Source organism: Ruegeria sp. YTSA064 (assembly GCF_059610325.1).
Map to the genome: position 1 here is coordinate 474,667 of NZ_JBXWNK010000001.1, position 19,500 is coordinate 494,166.

The following is a 19,500-nucleotide window of genomic DNA, read 5'->3' on the forward strand; positions in this document are numbered from 1 at the left end:
GCGTTGCGCGGCGAAGAGTCAAAGGGGGAAATCCGGCTTGATTCTACCCGACGCGCAAGGCATCAGACCGATATGCTGATTTACAAGATTTTCCGGGCCGACGAGTGGGCCGACTTGCAGGCACACGGAGCCTCGAACGGGGCTCCGATTGATGTGACAGATGGGTTCGTCCATTTCTCAACCGCCGAACAGGCTGCAGAGACAGCCGCCAAGCACTTCGCTGGTGTCGCGGGGTTAACACTTCTGGCATGTGATGCGGATGCCATGGGCGACGATCTGAAATGGGAGGTCTCGCGCGGCGGTGCGCTGTTTCCTCACCTTTATCGTCAAATTCGAATGTCGGACGTGATTTGGTCGCAAGACCTGCCCTTTGATGGTCAAGCCCACCGGTTCCCGGAGGGGATGGAATGACCCGCTTCATCGACCCGGATCGGGAACAGTTTGAGGCATTCAAAGACCTCAACCGTGACCATCCGATCGAGATGCTCAACTTGGTGAAGTTCCGCGACACAGCGCAGTATCCGTCGGATCATCCGCTGGCCAATGCTGGGTTGACCGGAGCGCAAGCCTACCGCAATTACGGGGCAGAGACTACCCCAATCATCGCCCGCATAGGTGCAACGATCCTTTGGCGCGGTACGTTTCAGACCACGCTAATCGGGCCGCAGGATGAAGAATGGGACGAAGTGTTTATCGCCCGCTATCCCACCACCCATGCGTTTCTTGAGATGGTGACCGACCCAGCTTATCGCACTGCCGTGATGCACCGGCAAGCCGCCGTTGAAACCTCGCGCCTGATCCGCTGCGCGCCAACAGAGGGTGGAGCTTCCTTCGGATGAAACTGACTGAGAAACTGGGGCTGGCCGCCCTGCACCGCCTTGACCCTGAAACTGCACACGGGCTTTCGATCAAGGCCCTGACCTCGGGGCTGGCACCGACGCCCGGGCCGGTCACATCGGATCGTCTTAAAACCCGTGTTGCAGGCCTGGATTTGCCAAACCCCGTTGGACTGGCTGCGGGGTTTGACAAAAATGGTGAGGCGCTGACACCGCTCTCGCGCGCCGGATTCGGGTTTATCGAAGTGGGCGCGGTGACACCCCGCCCACAGCCCGGCAATCCAAAACCACGCCTCTTCCGCCTGACCGAAGACCACGCGGCGATCAACCGCTTTGGTTTCAACAATGAAGGTATGGAGGTCATGGCCGCGCGTCTGGCGCAGCGCCCAAAGGATGCAGTGATCGGGTTGAACCTTGGGGCCAACAAGGACAGTGACGATAGGCCTGGAGACTTCGCCAAAGTGCTTGCCCATTGCGCTGCGCATCTGGACTTTGCCACCGTCAACGTGTCCTCGCCCAATACCGAAAGACTACGAGATTTGCAGGGCAAAGCGGCGCTAACTGCGCTGCTCAGCGGTGTGATCGAAACCCGAAACGCCCTGCCCCGCCCGATCCCGATCTTCCTGAAAATCGCCCCTGACCTGACCGAGGCCGAATTGCAGGACATCGCCGATGTCGCCGGTGAAACCAGTGTGGACGCGGTGATCGCAACCAACACCACACTGTCGCGCGATGGCCTGCGCAGTGCACACAAGGATCAGGCTGGTGGCCTATCCGGCGCGCCCCTGTTCGAGAAATCGACACGTGTGCTGGCGCAGCTCAGCCAGTTGACGGGCGCAGATATCCCGCTGATCGGGGTTGGCGGCATCAGCTCAGCAGAACAGGCCTATGCCAAGATCTGCGCCGGTGCTTCCGCAGTGCAGTTCTACACGGCGATGGTTTATGGAGGGATTTCTCTGGCCGCTGAAATCGCGCAGGGGTTGGATGACCTGCTGGCACGCGACGGATACACCTCGGTCGCGCAGGCGGTGGGCAGCAAACGAGAGGACTGGCTATGATCGAATATTGGCACAACCCGCGCTGCTCCAAGTCCCGCGCGGGTTTGGCATTGTTGCAGGAAAACGGTGCACAGCCTGAGGTGCGCAAATATCTTGAAGACGCGCCCTCGGCTGATGAAATCCGGACAGTTCTGGCCAAGCTGAATATCCCGGCGATCAGCATGATGCGCAACGGAGAGAAGACGTTCAAAGAGCTGGGTCTGACCAAGACCTCACCCGATGAGGTGCTTATTCAGGCCATGGTCGACCACCCAATCCTGATCGAGCGCCCGTTGGCCATCGCGGGCGACAAAGCCGCTATCGGACGCCCGCCGGAAAACCTGCTGGACTTGCTTTAGGCGATCTGTGCCTCAAGTCGAGGATAGCGCCAGCCAAGCGTAAGCCCACGCGCGATGTTCAAGACCATCAGCGCGGCCCAGAGGCCATGATTACCCATCGTCGGCACCAGCACGAACAGCGCGACCACGTACAGTGCGACCGACTGGATCATCGCATTGCGCATATCGCGGGTCCAGGTGGCACCGATATAGATACCGTCGAACATCCAGCTTGCCACCCCGATGACCGGTGCCAGAGCAGCCCAGAACAGATATTCGCGTGCCGTCGCCCGAACCTCGGGCGATGTTGACATCAGATCGATGAGCGCCGGCCCTGCCAAATAAAACATCAGCCCAAGCCCGACGGCCCCGCCAACGCCCCATTGCGAAGCCATGACCGATGCGCGCCGGACTTTCCGGCGGTCGCGCGCGCCGACGGCTCCACCGACAAGCGCTTCAGCCGAAAAGGCAAAGCCGTCCAAAGCAAAGGCAGTGATTTCGAGAAACTGCAACAGCACCTGATTGGCCGCCAAATTCACGTCGCCCAGATCGGAACCGACAAACAGAAACGTTGTGAATGCCCCGGTCAACAAAACCGAGCGCACCATAATATCACCGTTTACCTGCATCATCCGGCGCAAACGCATTGGGTCAAAAATTCGCGGCCAATCCCGCCACTGGTTGCCGCCAAACGCCTCTCGACACAGGCATAAGCCCAACGCAAGGCCTGTCCATTCGGCGATCAGAGTGGCAATGGCAACGCCTTCGACACCCCATCCAAGGCCAAGCACGAACCATAGATCCAGCACGATATTCAGCCCGTTCATCCATATCTGCAGGATGAATACGCCTCGCGTGCGTTCGACTGCGATCAGCCAGCCTGTCACCGCATAAAGGGCAATCGTGGCCGGAGCGCCCCAGATGCGAATTTCCAGATAGGCGCGCGTCAGAGACTCGACCTCGGCGCTGGCTGGAGACAGTGCAAAAGCCCCAAGGAATACCCAAACTTGTGCAGCGATAAAGACCAAACCGGCCGTTGCGCCCAGCAGCAAGCCGCGCATGAGCAACGCTCCGGTTTCTGCTGTATCGCCCGCACCGCGCGCCTGTGCGGCCAGCCCGGTGGTCCCCATCCGCAGAAAGCCGAAAATCCAGTAGATCGCCGACAGGATCACCGCACCCATGCCCACTGCCCCGATAGGTGCTGCCAGCCCCATCTGACCGACAACGCCGGTATCGACCGCGCCAAGGATCGGCACGGTCGCGTTCGACAGCACGATCGGCATCGCGATTTTCAGGACGCGCCGATGGGTGATGGGCGCGTTGGCCTCCTCCAAGCTCACGGCTTTGTCGGAGGCTGCGGCATTAAGAAATGCCCGGTGCCTTGCGCAAAGAGTTTGGCGTGGTTGTCCTGCCAAGCCTCGACCCGGACAGAAGCATAACGTCGACCCGATCGGTTGATGAATGCGCGTGCATAAGCGTCTCGCGGCAAACCAGACCGCAGGTAATCGACCGTGAAGTCGATGGTTTTGGGAAAGCGGATATTCTCGTCGGTCAAGATATCTTCGGCACCGATCTCACCGCTTTCAATCCTGGGGAACATATGCTCCCAACTCAGCGTGATAACGGCAGTGACTTCCAGGAACGCCGCCGTCACACCGCCGTGGATGGCAGGCAGAAAGGGATTGCCGATCAACTTCTCATCGAAATTCAGTACACCTGTCAGTTCGTCCCCACGCCGGTCGAATGTAATGTTGAGGAACCGAATATACGGCACACCTTCGACCAAAGCGGTCAGAGCGGCATCACGGCGTTGCTTGACTACCTGCATGGGTTCGGGGCGAGGTCTTGCCATCTCAGCGCCCCTCCACGGTGAATGCGCCCGAGGCAGTAGCAACCGGTCGGTCGCTGTCATCATCCGTCGCCGTCGCACGAACAAAGGCCACATTGCGCGTGATGTGATAGCAGGTCGCCCGTGTCCGGATACTTTGACCGGGCGTCGCGGCCCGCATGTAGTCAATACGAAGATCGATTGTAGCGGTTCCTCCGGGGGCCGATGGGTGGCTCATCACCGCAGCACCACAGCAAGTATCAAGCATGGCAGAAACCGCGCCACCATGGATTACTCCGGTTCTGGGGTCGCCGATTAGTTGCTCGTTGTAGGGCATCGAGATTTCGGCCTCACCCTCTCCGATATGGGTCAAATCAAGCCCCAGGGCTTTTGCATGCGGAATCGCCTCGATGAACTGCCGCGCTAAAACTGTCTTATCGACCATGGGGTTGGGTCCTATCCTTATAGCCACCCCTTTATGGGCCTGCGTTTACGCCAAGGGCAAGCCCACCTGTTGCGCTTGCCGCAACGACGCCCTAGGTTGCAGCCGAGGAGACCCAGAATGTCCGACACCCGTTTGTCATTCAAAGAGATGTGCGCCGAGTTCGACGTGACCCCGCGCACCCTGCGCTATTACGAGTATATCGAGTTGCTGCAACCGGACCGCGAAGGTCGGTCGCGGTTCTATGGTGCTCGTGAATGCGCAAGAATGAAACTGATCCTACGTGGTCGCAAGTTTGGATTTCCTCTGGAAGAGATTCGCCAGTGGTTGCTGATCTACGAAGATCAGGGCGATCAGGCCCAGATGGCGACCTTCATCGAGATGGCAGATCGGCAAATGGAAGAGCTGCGTCAGCAACGCGCGCAGCTGGATGAGGCGATGGATGCGCTGCAGCAATTGCGCGACCAGACCGTCAATCTGTTGAAGTAATCGCCCTTCCCTTACGGCAACAAAATTGCCGAAACCCCTGCTTACGCGACCGGATGTTACGTCAACTTATTTGTGACGTAGCGTCCGCATTACGTAAACGTCACTTGTGTGTTGTAAAACGCTCATCGACTGCGCAACTCAGGTTGCATGACGCCAGTGATGAGAGTTTGAACCTTGACCGAAGATCTGCTGACCATCCGCGAAATGTGCGAGACATATGATGTCACGCCCCGCACATTGCGGTTCTACGAGGCCAAAGAGCTTTTGTTTCCGATCCGCGAGGGCCAAAAACGCCTGTTCACCAAACGGGATCGTGCACGCCTGAAACTGATCCTGCGCGGCAAGCGCTTTGGCTTCAGCCTCGAAGAAATCCGCCAGCTTCTGGACCTGTATCACGTCGGTGACCAACAGCTGACACAGATGTCCCGCACATATGAAATCGCGTGCGAGCGCCTTGCTGACATGGAATCGCGCCGCGAAGAGCTGACACAGGCCATCGACGAGTTGAAAGAGCAGTTGCGCTGGGGCGAGAAGGTGATCGCCTCGATGAAACAGGAAAAGAAGGCGGCTGAATAAACCCGCCTCCGGACATATGAATTAAGGGAGCTTCACATGCCCGTCTACAACGCGCCAACCAAAGACACGCAGTTCATCCTGCACGACGTTTTGAAAATCTCACAGTCGGATATCCCCGGCTATGACGAACTGGAAGCCGAGTTTACCGGCGCGGTTCTGGAAGAGGCTGGCAAGGTTGCCTCCAACGTATTGCACCCGCTGAACGTGGTGGGCGACACCGAAGGGTGCCGGTTGGAAAACGGTATTGTGTACACCCCCACAGGTTTCAAAGACGCCTTTGAGCAGATGAAAGAAGGTGGCTGGACGGGCCTCGACATGCCGGGAGAGTATGGCGGCCAGAACATGCCCTATGTGATGGGCACAGCGGTGGGTGAGATGTTCTCGGGCGCGAACCAGGCATTTGTGATGTATCAGGGCCTGACCCACGGCGCGGCCTCAGCCATTCTAGCGCACGGCACTGACGAGCAGAAGAACACCTACCTGCCGAACATGGTCAGCTGCGAATGGACCGGTACCATGAACCTGACGGAACCGCATTGCGGCACCGATCTTGGGCTTATGCGTACCAAAGCCGAACCGCAGGACGACGGCAGCTACAAGATTTCCGGTCAGAAGATCTTTATCTCGGCTGGCGATCACGACATGGCCGACAACATCATCCATCTGGTGCTGGCCAAAATCCCTGGCGGCCCCGAGGGCATCAAGGGCGTATCGCTATTCATCGTCCCCAAATTCATCGTGAACGAAGACGGTTCGCTGGGCGAGCGCAACGGTGTTTCGGTCGGCAAAATCGAAGAGAAGATGGGCATCCACGGCAACTCGACCTGCGTCATGAATTATGACGAGGCAACCGGCTGGCTGCTGGGCGAAGAGCACAAAGGTATGCGCGCCATGTTCACCATGATGAACGAAGCGCGTCTAGGTGTGGGCATGCAAGGCCTGTCTCAGGCCGAAGCGGCCTATCAAAACGCCTTGGAATACGCAAAAGATCGCCTGCAAGGCCGCGATGTAACAGGCGTAAAAAACCCGGACGGCCCCGCCGATCCGCTGATCGTACACCCCGACATTCGCCGCAACCTGATGGATCAGAAAAGCTTCACCGAGGGTGCGCGTGCGTTCATCCTGTGGGGCGCGACCATGATCGACAAGGCGCACCGCTCGGGAGACAAAGACGCGGACGGGCTGATCTCACTGCTGACGCCAGTCATCAAAGGCTTCCTGACTGACGAAGGCTACGACATGACTGTTCAGGCGCAGCAGGTCTATGGCGGCCATGGCTACATTGAAGAATGGGGCATGTCGCAATACACCCGCGATGCCCGGATTGCGATGATCTACGAAGGTGCAAATGGCGTTCAAGCGCTGGATCTTGTGGGTCGGAAGCTGGCCCAGGACGGCGGCAAGCATGTCATGGCCTTCTTCGAGATGGTCAAAAGCTTCTGCAAGGAGAACGGTGGCAAGGACGAAGCTTATGATAAAGCCTTCATCGAACCACTGAAGGCCGCCTCCAAGGACCTGCAGGCCGCCGGCATGTATTTCATGCAGGAAGGTATGAAGAATCCAAACAACGCTCTGTCCGGGTCATACGACTTCATGCACATGTTCGGCCATGTCTGTCTGGGCCTGATGTGGGCGCAGATGGCAAAGGCCGCTCAGGACGCACTGGACGGTGGTGCCTCGGATAAAGAGTTCTACGAGACCAAGATCAATACCGGCCGCTTCTACATGGCCCGTCGCCTACCCGCGACGGCCATGCATCTGGCCCGCATCCAGACCGGAGCGGACACGGTAATGGCGCTGGACGCGGCGAACTTCTGATCTCAGTGTGGGCTCGGGCGTCGTAACCCGAACCCACCCCTGGAGGAGACAAGATGCCAAAACGCTTTCGCCTGACCCGCCGATTTCCGGTCGCGATGACCGAGGACGGCTACCGTAAGCTCCGCGGTTTCGCACGAGAGGCGGGATTGGATGAAGGTGAGGCTTTGTCGTTCCTTTTTGAGAATTTCAACAGCGTGATCGATGACGAAAACCTGACGCATAGGCTGCGCATATTTAATTCAGAGCTGGAAGCTCGAAAACGTTAAAACTTCGTGCTGGCCACTGAAGGTCGCACAGAAAACATATCTTTATGCCTTGGGAGGCGCGCGCTCATGACCATTCAACTGCATTGCTTTGGTGAAAGCGGAAACAGCTACAAAGCCGCGCTTGCGTTGGAAATGTCCGGTCTGGACTGGGAGCCGGTCTTTGTTGATTTCTTCGGGGGTGTGACGCGCACCCCTGAATTTCGGGCAGAAGTGAATGAGATGGGTGAAGCCCCCGTGATGGTGGACGGTGATTTTCGCACCAGTCAGTCCGGCGCGATTCAGGCTTATGTGACGGAAAAATCCGGAAAATTCGGCGGCAAAGATCGTGATGAAAATTACGAGATCTTCAGATGGGTTCTGTGGGACAACCACAAGCTTAGCTCGATGGCCGGGCTGACCCGTTTCCTGATCAACTTCTTGCCCGAGAAGCACCGCAACCCGGATGTTATCGCGTTTAATCAGGGTCGCCTCAAGGCAGCTTATCAGACGCTGAACGCCCATCTTGACGGCCGTGACTGGATCGTTGGCAACGGCGTGACCAATGCTGACATCAGCTGCTGCGGCTACCTCTATTACCCCGAACCATTCGGCTTTGATCGCGCCGACTGGCCCAATATTGACGCCTGGCTGACGCGCCTCAGCGAACAGCCCGGCTGGAAACACCCCTACGACCTGATGCCCGGCAACCCGTCGGATCGAGCTTAAGGAGAAGACCCCATGACCGAAGCCTATATCTATGACGCCCTGCGTACTCCGCGCGGCAAGGGCCGCAAGGATGGCAGCCTGCACGAGGTAACCTCGGTACGCCTGTCGGCCCTGACCCTGAACGCAATGAAAGAGCGCAACAATCTGCAAGGTCACGCCGTCGAGGATGTGATCTGGGGCAACGTCACGCAGGTGATGGAGCAAGGTGGCTGTCTGGCACGCTCGGCAGTTCTGGCTTCGGATCTGGATGAATCGATCCCCGGCCTGGCGATCAACCGTTTCTGTGCCTCGGGCATGGAGGCCGTGAACTTGGCCGCAAATCAGGTCAAAGGCGGCGCAGGTGAAGCCTATATCGCAGGCGGTGTCGAGATGATGGGCCGGGTGGCCATGGGCAGCGATGGTGCGGCGATTGCCGTTGACCCGTCTTTGGCGATGGAAACCTATTTTGTGCCGCAAGGTATCTCGGCCGACATTATCGCAACCGAATATGGGTTCAGCCGCGACGATGCGGATGCGCTGGCCGTTGAATCTCAGAAACGAGCGGCTGCTGCGTGGGAAGACAACCGCTTTGATAAGTCGGTGATCTCGATCAAGGATCAGAACGGCCTGACCATTCTGGACCACGATGAGTACATGCGCCCCGGCACAGACATGCAGAGCCTCGGCGCGCTGAACCCATCCTTCCAGATGATGGGCGAGCAAATGCCGGGCTTCGACAAGGTTGCGATGATCAAGTACCCGCATCTTGAGCGCATCAATCACATCCACCACGCCGGCAACAGCTCGGGCATCGTGGATGGAGCGGCGGCTGTACTGATCGGCAACAAGGAGTTCGGCGAGAAATACGGCCTGAAGCCGCGCGCGCGCATCAAGGCGACCGCAAAAATCGGCACCGACCCGACCATCATGCTGACCGGCCCGGTTCCTGTGACCGAAAAGATTCTGGCCGACAATGGCATGAAGATCGGCGATCTGGACCTTTTCGAAGTGAACGAAGCCTTCGCCTCGGTCGTGCTGCGGTTCCAGCAGGCGTTTGATGTCGATCCTGCGCTGGTGAACGTCAATGGCGGCTCGATCGCGATGGGTCACCCGCTGGGTGCGACTGGTGCAATGATCATAGGTACGCTGCTGGACGAGCTGGAGCGCCAGGACAAAGAAACCGGTCTGGCCACACTCTGCATCGCGTCCGGTATGGGTGCGGCAACCATTATCGAGCGTGTCTGATGCCTAAAATTGATCTTTCCAAAATCCCGTTTCGGAACGGCTCGGGCTATCCTGGCAAACTGGCCAGAGCAGGTGGCGACCGCTACGTCCAACCCTTGGGGGATGCGAACGGTTTGACGCAATTTGGGGTCAACATCGTACGGCTGGAACCGGGCGGTCTATCCTCGCTGCGCCATTACCATATGGAGCAGGACGAGTTTGCCATCATGCTCAGCGGCAAATGTGTGCTGATCGATGATGATGGCGAGCATGAGATGCTGCCCGGTGACTGCGCCGCCTGGCCTGCAGGTGACGCCAATGGCCATCACCTTGTGAACAAAACCGACGCGCCCGCGAGTTTTCTGGTGGTGGGCACACGGACCCCGACCGAGACCGGCTATTACAGCGACATAGACATGATGGTGAAGTTCGAGGGCGACGACTTTCGCTTTACCCGCAAGGATGGCAGCCCACTGACGGCTGACCAGATTGGAGATGACAATGACTGATTTCACCCTCAGCAAAGACGCCGACGGCGTTGCCTTCATCACCTGGGACGTTCCGGGCAAATCCATGAATGTCCTGAGCCGCGAGGCTTTCACTTTGGTCGGTGAACTGATCGATCAGGCGCTGGCAGATGATGAGATCAAAGGGATTGTTATCACCAGCGGCAAGGAAGGGTCGTTTGCGGGCGGCATGGATCTGAGCACCCTCGCCACGATCCGTCAGGAAGCCGGAGACGAGCCGGCTCAGGCTTTGTTCGACTTTGTCATGAGCGGCCACAACATCCTGCGTCGGTTGGAGCTGGCAGGTATGGACCCCAAGTCCAAAAAGGGCGGCAAACCAGTGGCTTGCGCCATCAACGGCACCTGTGCCGGGATCGGGACCGAGATCGCATTAGCCTGCCACCACCGGGTAATGACCAACAATCCAAAGGCTAAGATCGGCCTGCCCGAGATTTTGCTCGGCATCTTCCCCGGCGGCGGCGGCACCATGCGCTACAGCCGGATGGTTGGTGCAATGGCGGCAGCTCCGGTGCTGCTGGAAGGTAAGATGATGGACTCGAAGAAGGCCAAAGGCGCGCAACTGATCGACGCCGTGGCGGACGATCCGGTTGCCGCGGCCAAGGAATGGGTTCTGAACGCCAAGGATTCCGATCTGGTCAAACCATGGGATGCGAAAGGCTACAAAATGCCCGGCGGCGCACCCTACCACCCAGCTGGCTTCATGACGTTCGTCGGCGCAAGCGCGATGGTGAATGGCAAGACACAAGGTGCATTCCCGGCGGCCAAGGCTCTGTTGAGTTCCATCTACGAAGGCGCGCTGGTTGACTTCGACACCGCCCTGAAGATCGAAGCCCGTTGGTTCACCAACGTGCTGATGAACCCTTCGTCTTCGGCGATGATCCGCTCGCTGTTCCTGAACAAGGAGGCGCTAGAAAAAGGCGCTGTGCGGCCCAAGGATGTGCCCGATCAGCGGGTCAAAAAGATCGGCGTCCTGGGTGCTGGCATGATGGGCGCAGGCATTGCTCTGGTCTCGGCTCAAGCGGGCATGGAAGTTGTTCTGATCGACCGTGATCAGGAAGCTGCCGACAAAGGCAAAGCCTATTCCGAGACCTATCTGGACAAGGGCATCAAGCGCGGCAAGGTTACGGCTGAGAAGAAAGAGGCCATGCTGGGCCAGATCACCGCGACCCCCGACCTAGAGAACCTAAGAGGCTGTGATCTGATCATCGAAGCCGTGTTCGAAGACCCGTGCGTCAAGGCTGAGATGACCAAGAAGGTCGAAGCGATCATCCCCGAAGATTGCATCTTTGCCTCGAACACTTCGACCCTGCCGATCACCGATCTGGCTAAAGCTTCGGTGCGGCCCGAGCAGTTCATCGGCATCCACTTCTTCTCGCCCGTAGAGAAGATGTTCCTGGTCGAAATCATCAAAGGCAAGGAAACTGGCGATCGCGCGGTGGCCAAAGCGCTAGATTACGTGCGCCAGATCCGCAAAACGCCGATCGTGGTCAATGACGCACGCTTCTTCTACGCCAACCGCTGCATCATCCCCTATATCAACGAGGGTGCTCGGATGATCACCGAGGGCGTCAGTCCGATCTTGATAGACAATGCCGCGCGGCAGTTGGGTTTCCCGGTAGGACCGATCCAGTTGACGGACGAAACCTCAATCGATCTCGGGGCCAAGATAGCACGGGCAACGAAAGCAGCGATGGGCGATGCCTATCCTGATAGCCCCTCGGACGATCTGATCTTCTGGATGGAGGAACAGGGGCGTCTGGGCCGCAAGGCCAATGCCGGATTCTTCGACTATGACGACAAGGGTAAACGCGTCGAATACTGGAAGGGTTTGCAGGACAAATACCCGCTGGCTGCCGAACAACCCGACCTGATCGAAGTGCAGGAACGCCTGATGTTCGCGCAGGTTTTGGAAGCGGTTCGTGCGTTGGAAGAAGGTGTTCTTGAGGACATCCGCGAAGGCGACGTGGGTGCAATCCTTGGATGGGGTTTTGCCCCTTGGTCGGGTGGTCCGCTCAGTTGGCTGGACATCATCGGCACGCCCTATGCATCTGAGCGTTGCGACCAACTGACCGAGGCCTATGGCGAGCGTTTTGCGTGCCCACCGCTCCTGCGCGAAATGGCCGAGAAAGGTCAGAGTTTCTATGGTCGCTTCAACCCAGAGGCCGAAGCTGCCTGATATTGAGCTGCTGGCGCAATCTGTTTTGCGCCAGCAGATTACGTTCAGATGCGCCAGTCCGATCGCAGAAACAAGATCGGGGCATTAGGCCGCCCTGGCCGCCCTGGCCGACGCATGCCCTTGGGGGGGCGAATAGGGAATATTGGTTCCTGCGGGATGGGCGCAGGCAGCGCACCCAATGGGTTTGCAAAAACCGATATGTCGCCTTTCATGGCCACCGCTTCGATCAACAGATCAGCATCTTCTTGGTCGGCAACTTCGTATGTGCAGACCGGTCCCATACCTCCCGCAGGACAGTAGGCTTGGAATCCCCCCTCGATAAAGACAATCTCATCCTGATCAAAATACAACGACGTCACATCAAAGGTTTGCGCCGGAGTATTTGATCTGAGATTGCCAACACCGCTTAGCATACGCGCAGGGACAATTGAGAGCCCCTCAATTCCCAGATCCAGTTTAGTCTGATCCAGCGCCATTCCCTGCTCTGGCATCAGCCAGACCGGCCGCCCATTATACGCGGCGCGAGCCGGGACAAGGACCGGCAGATACTCTGGCCTGCGTTCCCCCCCTGGAACCACAACGCTATCGGCGCAGACACGGCGCAATTCTCTAAACCCGTGATCCAGCGTTCGCACCAGTTCGCCAGTAACCAGATTTTCAACCGGCTTCCAGCCACTGGTTGTTGCAACCCTGGTCCCATGCAGCAATCCACCGCGGCGCACTGAAACGGCTGACTCTTGAACAGGTTGCGGGCCTTGACCCTCACGTTTCGAATACCCCGAAACACTCACTAACTCTAACACTTGCGCCCCCCTCTTGGCACTTCGACATAGTTCAGATTGACCATGCGAATGTGCCACGAGCTGGCTAAGTTTTGCCACAATTGCGGCGAAACAAGGACCTTTTGGCCATATTTCACGTGACGTTCCGGAACAATATGGGCGGCGAAGATCGCTTTGCACGACACCTGGAAACTATAAGCGATGTGCAAGTAACTTTGCTTTATCTACACACGTCCTCAATTTGGCAGAGCTTTGGGCAGCTTTCCGGCAGTGCGCTTCTCTCTCCATGCCAATAAAATTCCTGCAGTTGCGATCATGCCAATACCGACGACCTGCATTAATCCTACCGATTGTCCAAAGGCGATCCATGCAAAGAAGGGTCCGAATATCATGACCGAATACTCGAATACGGCGACGTAGGAAGGCTCTCCTAATTGGTAAGCTTTGATCAGCATGAAAACGGCGATCGTAGACCCAATCGCCTGCAGCACCACCCAAGGCAGGGCTTCATGTATCGGCCAGACCCAACCGCGCATGGCAAACCCCTCTGGGCCTTCAGGCACGTCAACCGGAAACACAGCCAGCCATATCAGACCAATCAACCCTGCCAATCCCAGAGTTACCACCATCGCGGCCAGCAGGGCGACGGTGCTTTCATCACGGCAATGCGTGCGGGTTACAACGGCGCTGAGAGCATAGAAAAAACCTCCAGCTACTGGGATCAGCGTCTTGAGATCAAATGAATTGGGGTCAGGCTGCAAAACACTGAGTATTCCGGCAAAGCCCAAAAGAACGGCCACGATCCGCCAGGGGCCGATATGCTGCTTCAGAAAAAGCGCGGAAATCAGCAGCACAAAAATCGGTGAGGTAAACAGCCCTGCCAACGCCTGCGCAATCGGCATCAGAGCCAGAGCTGTAAAATAAAAAAGCATCGCCATGGTTATCAATACGCTACGCACCGCGACGATGCCGTACCGGCGCGGTTTCAAACCGCCCAAGCCAAGAACCGAAAGAAGCGCAATCAGGGGTAACATCAACGTCGCGCGGCTTAGATGAAACTGCCAAAGCCCAATGCTTTCGGCGACCCGGATCACAAAGTTATCGATGACGCCGATAATGGCCATCGAGGCGACCATCAGTAAAGAGGCCAGCATCGAATGGGATTGTTGTTGTGACTGCATTCCCGCCTCTGCGCTTGATTAGCCAGTGCTGGCCAGAAAACTACCCGCTACAATCAGCACATTTCACAAACCTGACGCAACAGGTTTGCGCCGCTGGTTTTTGCCATGCTAAGCTTAGTGCAAAATAATACTCGAGCAGCATTAACCGATGACCGCACTCAAACAGTACCAGCGGATCGAAGCCACCGGTTTGTGGCGCCCTTCGCCCGATGAACAGCGGCGTGAGGTTGTGGTTTCGATTGGCGAAGCCACTCTGACGATCTCGGATTTCAATGACAGCGCGCTCACGCATTGGTCTTTGGCTGCGTTAGAGCGTCAAAACCCGGGTGCGTATCCCGCCATCTATTGTCCCGACGGCGATCCCGGCGAAACGCTGGAGCTTGCAGAAACGGAAACCACGATGATCGAGGCCATCGATCGTCTGCAACGTGCTATCGACCGCGCCAGACCGCACCCCGGCCGTCTGCGCTGGCTCAGCGTTGCGGGGGTGGCGCTGGCCGTTGTGGCAGTTCTTTTGCTGTGGTTGCCCAGCGCTTTGCAGCGTCATGTCGTTTCAGTCGTGCCAGAGATCAAACAGCAAGAGATCGGTGATACGATCCTGCAGCGCATTGAAAGGGTCTCAGGCAAGGCATGCAATTCACCCGAAGCGCAGGACTCGTTGGACCGGCTTGCAAAACGAACTGGTGTTCGACAGATCGTAATTCTGCCCGCAGGTTTGTCCAACAGCCTAAGCCTGCCGGGGGGGACTGTATTGCTGAATCGCGCGCTGGTGGAGGATCATGAAGACCCCGCCGTTGCCGCGGGGTATGTTATCGCCGCGCGCGCTCGCGCGGCACAACAGGCACCGTTGGACGACCTGTTAGATCGTACCGGCCCAACAACCGCGTTTCGGCTGTTGACGACTGGCGAGTTGACCACTGAAGTAGTCGATACCTACACCGAAGAAATCCTGGCTGAACCTCAACCACAAATTAGCGATGATGATCTGCTGGCAGTGTTCGCTCAGGCCGCCCTTCCCTCAACACCGTACGCTTATGCTGTTGACATCACAGGCGAGTCCGTTCTCGGGTTGATAGAGGCGGACCCCATGGCAGGTCGAACTTTGGAACAGGTATTGCCGGACCGCGATTGGGTCCGGCTGCAGAATATCTGCGGGCAATAGCGCCTATTTGGTGCCGAACATCCGATCCCCGGCATCGCCCAGGCCCGGCATGATGTAGCCCTTGGAGTTCAACTCACGATCCAGCGCCGCAGTCACGATTTTGACATCCGGATGCGCCTCTTTCATGCGAGCCACGCCTTCGGGTGCAGCCAGAAGACAAAGGAAACGGATATCTGCGGCCCCCTGCTCTTTCAGCAGATCGATCGCTGCGGCCGAGCTGTTGCCAGTTGCCAGCATCGGATCAACAGCAATGACCAGACGGTCCTTCAGCCCTTCGGGGGCTTTGAAATAATACTGAACAGGTTTGAGCGTCTCTTCATCGCGATAGAGACCCACAAAGCCGACCCGTGCCGAGGGGATCAGCTCCAACACCCCGTCCAGCATCCCGTTTCCGGCCCTCAGGATCGAAACCAACGCAAGCTTCTTGCCCGCCAATATGGGTGCGTCCATCTCTTCCATCGGGGTTTCGATGTGGCGCGTCGTCAGCGACATCTCGCGGGTGACCTCATAGGCCAACAGCAACGTGATCTCGCGCAACAACTGCCGGAACACGGCGGTCGAGGTGCCCTTGTCCCGCATGAGCGTCAGTTTGTGCTGCACCAGCGGGTGGTCGACGACGGTCAGGTGATCGCTCATGATGTCTCCAGTCTTTTCTTGACCCGCGCGCGGGTCTCTTCATCACAAAAGGCCGCATTAAGGGCCGTTACATTAAGGGCTGCAAAATCTTCGGCTTGCCAGCCGAATGCTGCACCCAACATCTCATATTCGCGCCGCATCGTGGTATGGAAAAACGGCGGATCATCAGTAGATACGGTGACATTGACACCTGCATCGCGCAGTTTCGCAATGGGATGCGCCGCGAAATCGGGGAATAGGCCAAGAACCACGTTCGAGCCCGGACACACTTCCAACGTGATATCTCGGTCGATCAGTTCATGCACAAGGTCCGGGTCTTCGATGGCACGGACACCATGGCCCACACGCTCGACCCCCAGATCGCGAATTGCGTCCCGCACACTATCGGGACCGCCAAATTCGCCAGCATGTGTGGTCAACTGCAGCCCTGCCTCGCGCGCGCACTCAAAGGACCATTTGAAATCACCCTGCGTTCCGACGGATTCATTGCCGCCCATGCCAAATCCGGTGATCCAGTTACCAGCAGTTTCGGCTGCACAATGTGCACTGCGCTTGGCTTGCTCGGGTCCGAAATGGCGCACACAGGTCACGACACCGCGCAGCGTAATCCCGAATTTGCGCTCGGCCTCATCAGCGGCATCCTGGATCGCGGTCAAATAGTCCTTCCATGCATGCAAATCTCCTCCGCCGCAAAAATCGGGGCTAAGGAAAGTTTCAGAATACGCCACCCCGTTGGCTGCGCTTTCTTCGAGAATGGCCAACGTCAATCGGCGAAAATCCTCTGGCGATTTCAGAACCTCGCAGGCAGCCTCGTAGACACTGAGGAAATGTGCAAAGTCGCGAAAATCATACGAACCATCTGGCTTGAAGATCCCGCTCAGATCCACGCGTTTTTCATGCGCCAACTGGCGAATAAAGGCGGGCGGTGCTGCACCTTCGTGATGCAGGTGAAGTTCGATCTTGGGTTGGTCAGCCACAGTCATAGAAAACTCCGCCCCGGTCCTTGCGCCGGGATATTCAGGTGATGCGCGATACTGGCAGCGACATCGGCAAAGTTGATCCGGCCGATTTCACCTGTGCCATGTCCGGCAATCAATACCGGCACTTGTTCGCGCGTGTGATCGGTTCCGATCCAACTGGGATCATTGCCATGATCGGCGGTTAGCAGCATCAGGTCGCCGGGGAGCAGTTTTTGAAGAATGGCACCCAACTCGCGGTCAAACCACTCCAACGCGCGGGCATAGCCGCTGATATCCCTACGGTGGCCATAGATGCTGTCGAACTCGACAAAGTTGGCAAATGTCAGGCTGCCATCTTCGGCTTCGTCCACCAGATCAGAAAGATGGGTCATCAGTTCGGCATCCGAACCTTTGCGCAACGTATCGATCCCCTGCATCGAGAAGATGTCGCCGATCTTGCCAACTGCATACACGTGCTGACCCGCGTCCTGCGCCCAGTTTGTCAGCACCGGGCTTGGGGGTACGATGGCAAAATCCTTGCGGTTGGTGGTGCGGGTAAATCCAGTTTCCGGTGTTCCGATGAATGGCCGAGCTATCACACGGCCAACTTTCATTTTGTGAAGCTGCGGCGCGAGCACCTTGCACAAATCCAGCAAACGGTCGAGGCCAAAGCTCTCCTCATGTGCGGCAATCTGGAACACACTGTCGGCAGATGTATAGCAGATCGGCCAGCCGGTTCGCATATGCTCAGCCCCCAATTCAGCGATGATCGCCGTGCCAGAAGCGTGGCAATCGCCCAGAATGCCCTCGGTACCTGCAGCCTGGGCCGCTGCCCGGCTCAGCTCGGCGGGAAAGGCAGGTGTCGTATCCGGGAAATAGTGCCAGTCCCACGGCACCGGAACGCCTGCCAATTCCCAATGGCCAGAGGGCGTGTCCTTGCCCGGCGAATACTCTCGCGCACATCCCCAGAGACCTGCTGGTGTGGCTTCTAACCCCGGCGTGAAATCATTTGAGGCCAGTCGCGTTGCAGCGCCCAGTCCCAGAGCGTCGAGATTTGGCAAATGCAATGGGCCGGAGCGTCCTTCTTCTGCGCGCCCTTCGGCACAGGCCTGCGCAATATGAGCCACCGTGTTCGCACCCGTATCGGGCGTGGCGCCGTTGTAGAACTGATTGGCATCTGGCGCGCCGCCGATACCAACCGAATCCATAACAACAAGGAAAGCGCGGCTCATGCGCTGATCCTTTCGTGTATATGCGGAGGTTGTTCTACTGGCGCATCGCCAAGCGCTACGGCATTCAATACCGCCTCGGACGCAAGTCGCGCTGCATCTTCTCGGGCTGCGTGGACCACGGCCAATGGCGCGCCCTTCTGAACGTGCTGACCCAACCGCAAGATATCCGACAATCCAACCGCCGGGTCGATCTCATCACTCTCAACCTGGCGTCCACCACCCAGGGCAACCACCGCCAGTCCTAGTGCCTCACCATCTATCGCAGAGATGTAGCCATCGCGGGGCGCAGGCACCTCTTGGATCACGTTTGCTTCGGGCAGGAATCGCGCCCAGGTATCGACGAAGTGCACAGGTCCTCCGACAGCGGCCATCATGCGGCCAAACCGTTCGGCGGCGCGCCCGTCACGTATTACTTCTGCGATCCGCGCCCGGCCTTCTTCCGCCGATGCGCACATGCCCGCATCTGCCATCAACACGCCACCCAGTTCAGCAGATATTTCGGCCAAAGGTGAGGATTGACCACTGGTCATGACCTTCATCACTTCGGCAACTTCCAGCGCGTTGCCAAGCGCTGGCGCAAGCGGTTGATTCATGTCGGTGATCACCGCTGAGGTCCGGCACCCAGCGGTATTTGCAGTTTCGGTCAGCGCCCGAGCAAGCTTGCGCGCCTCATCCAACGTCTTCATGAACGCCCCGCTGCCCACCTTGACGTCCAGCACCAGCGCATCCGGGCTGGCGGCCAGCTTCTTTGACAGGATCGACGCAGTGATCAGATCAAGGCTTTCCACCGTCGCCGTCACATCGCGGATCGCGTACAGCCGTTTATCCGCCGGTGCGATCTGCCCCGTAGCGCCGACAATCGCAGCGCCGGTCTCATTCAGTATCTGCGCCAGCCTTGTCTGGCCGATCTGTGTTGTCACGCCGGGGATTGCTTCGAGTTTGTCCAAAGTGCCGCCGGTGTGGCCCAGCCCCCTGCCCGAGATCATTGGTACATAGGCCCCGCATTCGGCCAGGGCCGGTGCGAGAACCAGGCTGACGCAATCCCCGACTCCACCAGTCGAGTGTTTGTCGATCACCGGGCCATCAACATCCCAGTTCAGCACCTCACCGCTGTCACGCATGGCAACCGTCAAATCAGCCCTGCCCTGAGCCCCCAGCCCACCCATGCAGACCGCCATGGCAAAGGCTCCCGCCTGCGCGTCACTTACGCCACCATCAGCCAACCCCTGTGCGAACCAATGCAATTCGGCTGATGTCGGTATCTCGTTACGGCGAAGCTTGGCGATAATCGAACGCGCATCCATCTG

Annotated in this window: 22 protein-coding genes; 13 read left to right on the top strand and 9 right to left on the bottom strand. The window is 58.0% G+C overall.

Going from position 1 to position 19,500, the window contains the following annotated elements; all coding sequences use genetic code 11:
• The first annotated feature begins 72 nt into the window (after positions 1-72).
• From AC2FI7_RS02340 to arsC, 4 genes are read left to right on the top strand one after another with little or no spacing between them, the layout of a single operon-like run.
• The gene (locus AC2FI7_RS02340) at positions 73-411 is read left to right on the top strand and encodes a DUF952 domain-containing protein (protein ID WP_010438914.1); all 339 of its coding nucleotides are present in this window, start codon (positions 73-75) and stop codon (positions 409-411) included.
• Entirely contained in the window at positions 408-839 is a 432-nt protein-coding gene (locus tag AC2FI7_RS02345; RefSeq protein WP_496815589.1) for a DUF1330 domain-containing protein, read from the top strand. Before AC2FI7_RS02340 ends, AC2FI7_RS02345 begins: the two co-directional genes overlap by 4 nt.
• A complete protein-coding gene (locus tag AC2FI7_RS02350; RefSeq protein ID WP_496815590.1) occupies positions 836-1,894 on the top strand; it encodes a quinone-dependent dihydroorotate dehydrogenase in 1,059 nt (352 codons plus the stop codon). The genes AC2FI7_RS02345 and AC2FI7_RS02350 overlap by 4 nt, the downstream gene beginning before the upstream one ends.
• Positions 1,891-2,232 carry an arsenate reductase (glutaredoxin) gene (gene arsC, locus AC2FI7_RS02355; RefSeq protein WP_010438909.1) on the top strand — a complete coding sequence of 114 codons (342 nt, stop codon included), beginning with the start codon at positions 1,891-1,893 and terminating at the stop codon, positions 2,230-2,232. Before AC2FI7_RS02350 ends, arsC begins: the two co-directional genes overlap by 4 nt.
• Here arsC and AC2FI7_RS02360 read toward each other — a convergent pair.
• From AC2FI7_RS02360 to AC2FI7_RS02370, 3 genes are read right to left on the bottom strand one after another with little or no spacing between them, the layout of a single operon-like run.
• Positions 2,229-3,545: an MATE family efflux transporter gene (locus AC2FI7_RS02360; protein ID WP_029621722.1), complete on the bottom strand. Its 1,317-nt coding sequence runs from the start codon at positions 3,543-3,545 to the stop codon at positions 2,229-2,231. The genes arsC and AC2FI7_RS02360 overlap by 4 nt on opposite strands.
• Before the next feature lie 2 nt (positions 3,546-3,547).
• Positions 3,548-4,063: a PaaI family thioesterase gene (locus tag AC2FI7_RS02365; RefSeq protein ID WP_010438904.1), complete on the bottom strand. Its 516-nt coding sequence runs from the start codon at positions 4,061-4,063 to the stop codon at positions 3,548-3,550.
• A 1-nt stretch (position 4,064) separates the two neighbouring features.
• Positions 4,065-4,484, bottom strand: a complete 420-nt coding sequence (locus AC2FI7_RS02370; protein WP_010438901.1) for a PaaI family thioesterase — start codon at positions 4,482-4,484, stop codon at positions 4,065-4,067.
• A gap of 117 nt (positions 4,485-4,601) precedes the next feature.
• On the opposite strand from AC2FI7_RS02370, the gene AC2FI7_RS02375 reads away from it, so the two are divergent.
• The 8 genes from AC2FI7_RS02375 (at position 4,602) to AC2FI7_RS02410 (ending at position 12,241) form a co-directional block, all read left to right on the top strand.
• A complete protein-coding gene (locus AC2FI7_RS02375; protein ID WP_010438899.1) occupies positions 4,602-4,970 on the top strand; it encodes a MerR family transcriptional regulator in 369 nt (122 codons plus the stop codon).
• Between the two features lie 174 nt (positions 4,971-5,144).
• Positions 5,145-5,546: a MerR family transcriptional regulator gene (locus AC2FI7_RS02380; RefSeq protein ID WP_039536426.1), complete on the top strand. Its 402-nt coding sequence runs from the start codon at positions 5,145-5,147 to the stop codon at positions 5,544-5,546.
• 36 nt (positions 5,547-5,582) lie between these two features.
• Positions 5,583-7,364 carry an acyl-CoA dehydrogenase C-terminal domain-containing protein gene (locus tag AC2FI7_RS02385; RefSeq protein ID WP_010438894.1) on the top strand — a complete coding sequence of 594 codons (1,782 nt, stop codon included), beginning with the start codon at positions 5,583-5,585 and terminating at the stop codon, positions 7,362-7,364.
• A gap of 53 nt (positions 7,365-7,417) precedes the next feature.
• The gene (locus tag AC2FI7_RS02390) at positions 7,418-7,630 is read left to right on the top strand and encodes a hypothetical protein (protein WP_260025088.1); all 213 of its coding nucleotides are present in this window, start codon (positions 7,418-7,420) and stop codon (positions 7,628-7,630) included.
• A 66-nt stretch (positions 7,631-7,696) separates the two neighbouring features.
• Positions 7,697-8,335 (top strand): glutathione S-transferase family protein, encoded by a 639-nt coding sequence (locus tag AC2FI7_RS02395; protein ID WP_260025087.1) that lies wholly within the window; start codon positions 7,697-7,699, stop codon positions 8,333-8,335.
• Positions 8,336-8,347: 12 nt separating this feature from the next.
• On the top strand, positions 8,348-9,559 hold the full coding sequence (locus AC2FI7_RS02400; RefSeq protein WP_496815593.1) for an acetyl-CoA C-acetyltransferase: 1,212 nt from the start codon (positions 8,348-8,350) through the stop codon (positions 9,557-9,559).
• On the top strand, positions 9,559-10,047 hold the full coding sequence (locus tag AC2FI7_RS02405) for a cupin domain-containing protein (RefSeq protein WP_496815594.1): 489 nt from the start codon (positions 9,559-9,561) through the stop codon (positions 10,045-10,047). Before AC2FI7_RS02400 ends, AC2FI7_RS02405 begins: the two co-directional genes overlap by 1 nt.
• Positions 10,040-12,241, top strand: a complete 2,202-nt coding sequence (locus tag AC2FI7_RS02410; RefSeq protein WP_496815595.1) for a 3-hydroxyacyl-CoA dehydrogenase NAD-binding domain-containing protein — start codon at positions 10,040-10,042, stop codon at positions 12,239-12,241. Before AC2FI7_RS02405 ends, AC2FI7_RS02410 begins: the two co-directional genes overlap by 8 nt.
• A gap of 44 nt (positions 12,242-12,285) precedes the next feature.
• Here the strand turns inward: AC2FI7_RS02410 and AC2FI7_RS02415 are convergent, their stop codons facing one another.
• A complete protein-coding gene (locus AC2FI7_RS02415; protein WP_238528764.1) occupies positions 12,286-13,044 on the bottom strand; it encodes a Hint domain-containing protein in 759 nt (252 codons plus the stop codon).
• 215 nt (positions 13,045-13,259) lie between these two features.
• Positions 13,260-14,204 (bottom strand): DMT family transporter, encoded by a 945-nt coding sequence (locus AC2FI7_RS02420; RefSeq protein WP_010438875.1) that lies wholly within the window; start codon positions 14,202-14,204, stop codon positions 13,260-13,262.
• Positions 14,205-14,352: 148 nt separating this feature from the next.
• On the opposite strand from AC2FI7_RS02420, the gene AC2FI7_RS02425 reads away from it, so the two are divergent.
• Positions 14,353-15,366, top strand: a complete 1,014-nt coding sequence (locus tag AC2FI7_RS02425) for a hypothetical protein (protein ID WP_010438872.1) — start codon at positions 14,353-14,355, stop codon at positions 15,364-15,366.
• 3 nt (positions 15,367-15,369) lie between these two features.
• On the opposite strand, the gene upp is transcribed toward AC2FI7_RS02425, so the two are convergent.
• From upp to AC2FI7_RS02445, 4 genes are read right to left on the bottom strand one after another with little or no spacing between them, the layout of a single operon-like run.
• A complete protein-coding gene (upp, locus tag AC2FI7_RS02430) occupies positions 15,370-16,002 on the bottom strand; it encodes a uracil phosphoribosyltransferase (protein ID WP_010438870.1) in 633 nt (210 codons plus the stop codon).
• Positions 15,999-16,985: an adenosine deaminase gene (locus tag AC2FI7_RS02435; RefSeq protein ID WP_010438868.1), complete on the bottom strand. Its 987-nt coding sequence runs from the start codon at positions 16,983-16,985 to the stop codon at positions 15,999-16,001. The genes upp and AC2FI7_RS02435 overlap by 4 nt, the downstream gene beginning before the upstream one ends.
• Positions 16,982-18,193 carry a phosphopentomutase gene (locus AC2FI7_RS02440; RefSeq protein WP_496815597.1) on the bottom strand — a complete coding sequence of 404 codons (1,212 nt, stop codon included), beginning with the start codon at positions 18,191-18,193 and terminating at the stop codon, positions 16,982-16,984. The genes AC2FI7_RS02435 and AC2FI7_RS02440 overlap by 4 nt, the downstream gene beginning before the upstream one ends.
• The gene (locus AC2FI7_RS02445; protein WP_010438864.1) at positions 18,190-19,497 is read right to left on the bottom strand and encodes a thymidine phosphorylase; all 1,308 of its coding nucleotides are present in this window, start codon (positions 19,495-19,497) and stop codon (positions 18,190-18,192) included. The genes AC2FI7_RS02440 and AC2FI7_RS02445 overlap by 4 nt, the downstream gene beginning before the upstream one ends.
• Positions 19,498-19,500: the final 3 nt, after the last annotated feature.

Bases quoted from the DNA above. Each gene is read 5' to 3' on its own strand.
- AC2FI7_RS02340 (WP_010438914.1), top strand. From the start codon at position 73: ATGCTGATTTACAAGATTTTCCGGGCCGACGAGTGGGCCGACTTGCAG.
- AC2FI7_RS02345 (WP_496815589.1), top strand. From the start codon at position 408: ATGACCCGCTTCATCGACCCGGATCGGGAACAGTTTGAGGCATTCAAA.
- AC2FI7_RS02350 (WP_496815590.1), top strand. From the start codon at position 836: ATGAAACTGACTGAGAAACTGGGGCTGGCCGCCCTGCACCGCCTTGAC.
- arsC (WP_010438909.1), top strand. From the start codon at position 1,891: ATGATCGAATATTGGCACAACCCGCGCTGCTCCAAGTCCCGCGCGGGT.
- AC2FI7_RS02365 (WP_010438904.1), bottom strand. From the start codon at position 4,063: ATGGCAAGACCTCGCCCCGAACCCATGCAGGTAGTCAAGCAACGCCGT.
- AC2FI7_RS02370 (WP_010438901.1), bottom strand. From the start codon at position 4,484: ATGGTCGATAAGACAGTTTTAGCGCGGCAGTTCATCGAGGCGATTCCG.
- AC2FI7_RS02375 (WP_010438899.1), top strand. From the start codon at position 4,602: ATGTCCGACACCCGTTTGTCATTCAAAGAGATGTGCGCCGAGTTCGAC.
- AC2FI7_RS02385 (WP_010438894.1), top strand. From the start codon at position 5,583: ATGCCCGTCTACAACGCGCCAACCAAAGACACGCAGTTCATCCTGCAC.
- AC2FI7_RS02390 (WP_260025088.1), top strand. From the start codon at position 7,418: ATGCCAAAACGCTTTCGCCTGACCCGCCGATTTCCGGTCGCGATGACC.
- AC2FI7_RS02395 (WP_260025087.1), top strand. From the start codon at position 7,697: ATGACCATTCAACTGCATTGCTTTGGTGAAAGCGGAAACAGCTACAAA.
- AC2FI7_RS02400 (WP_496815593.1), top strand. From the start codon at position 8,348: ATGACCGAAGCCTATATCTATGACGCCCTGCGTACTCCGCGCGGCAAG.
- AC2FI7_RS02405 (WP_496815594.1), top strand. From the start codon at position 9,559: ATGCCTAAAATTGATCTTTCCAAAATCCCGTTTCGGAACGGCTCGGGC.
- AC2FI7_RS02410 (WP_496815595.1), top strand. From the start codon at position 10,040: ATGACTGATTTCACCCTCAGCAAAGACGCCGACGGCGTTGCCTTCATC.
- AC2FI7_RS02420 (WP_010438875.1), bottom strand. From the start codon at position 14,204: ATGCAGTCACAACAACAATCCCATTCGATGCTGGCCTCTTTACTGATG.
- AC2FI7_RS02425 (WP_010438872.1), top strand. From the start codon at position 14,353: ATGACCGCACTCAAACAGTACCAGCGGATCGAAGCCACCGGTTTGTGG.
- upp (WP_010438870.1), bottom strand. From the start codon at position 16,002: ATGAGCGATCACCTGACCGTCGTCGACCACCCGCTGGTGCAGCACAAA.
- AC2FI7_RS02435 (WP_010438868.1), bottom strand. From the start codon at position 16,985: ATGACTGTGGCTGACCAACCCAAGATCGAACTTCACCTGCATCACGAA.
- AC2FI7_RS02440 (WP_496815597.1), bottom strand. From the start codon at position 18,193: ATGAGCCGCGCTTTCCTTGTTGTTATGGATTCGGTTGGTATCGGCGGC.
- AC2FI7_RS02445 (WP_010438864.1), bottom strand. From the start codon at position 19,497: ATGGATGCGCGTTCGATTATCGCCAAGCTTCGCCGTAACGAGATACCG.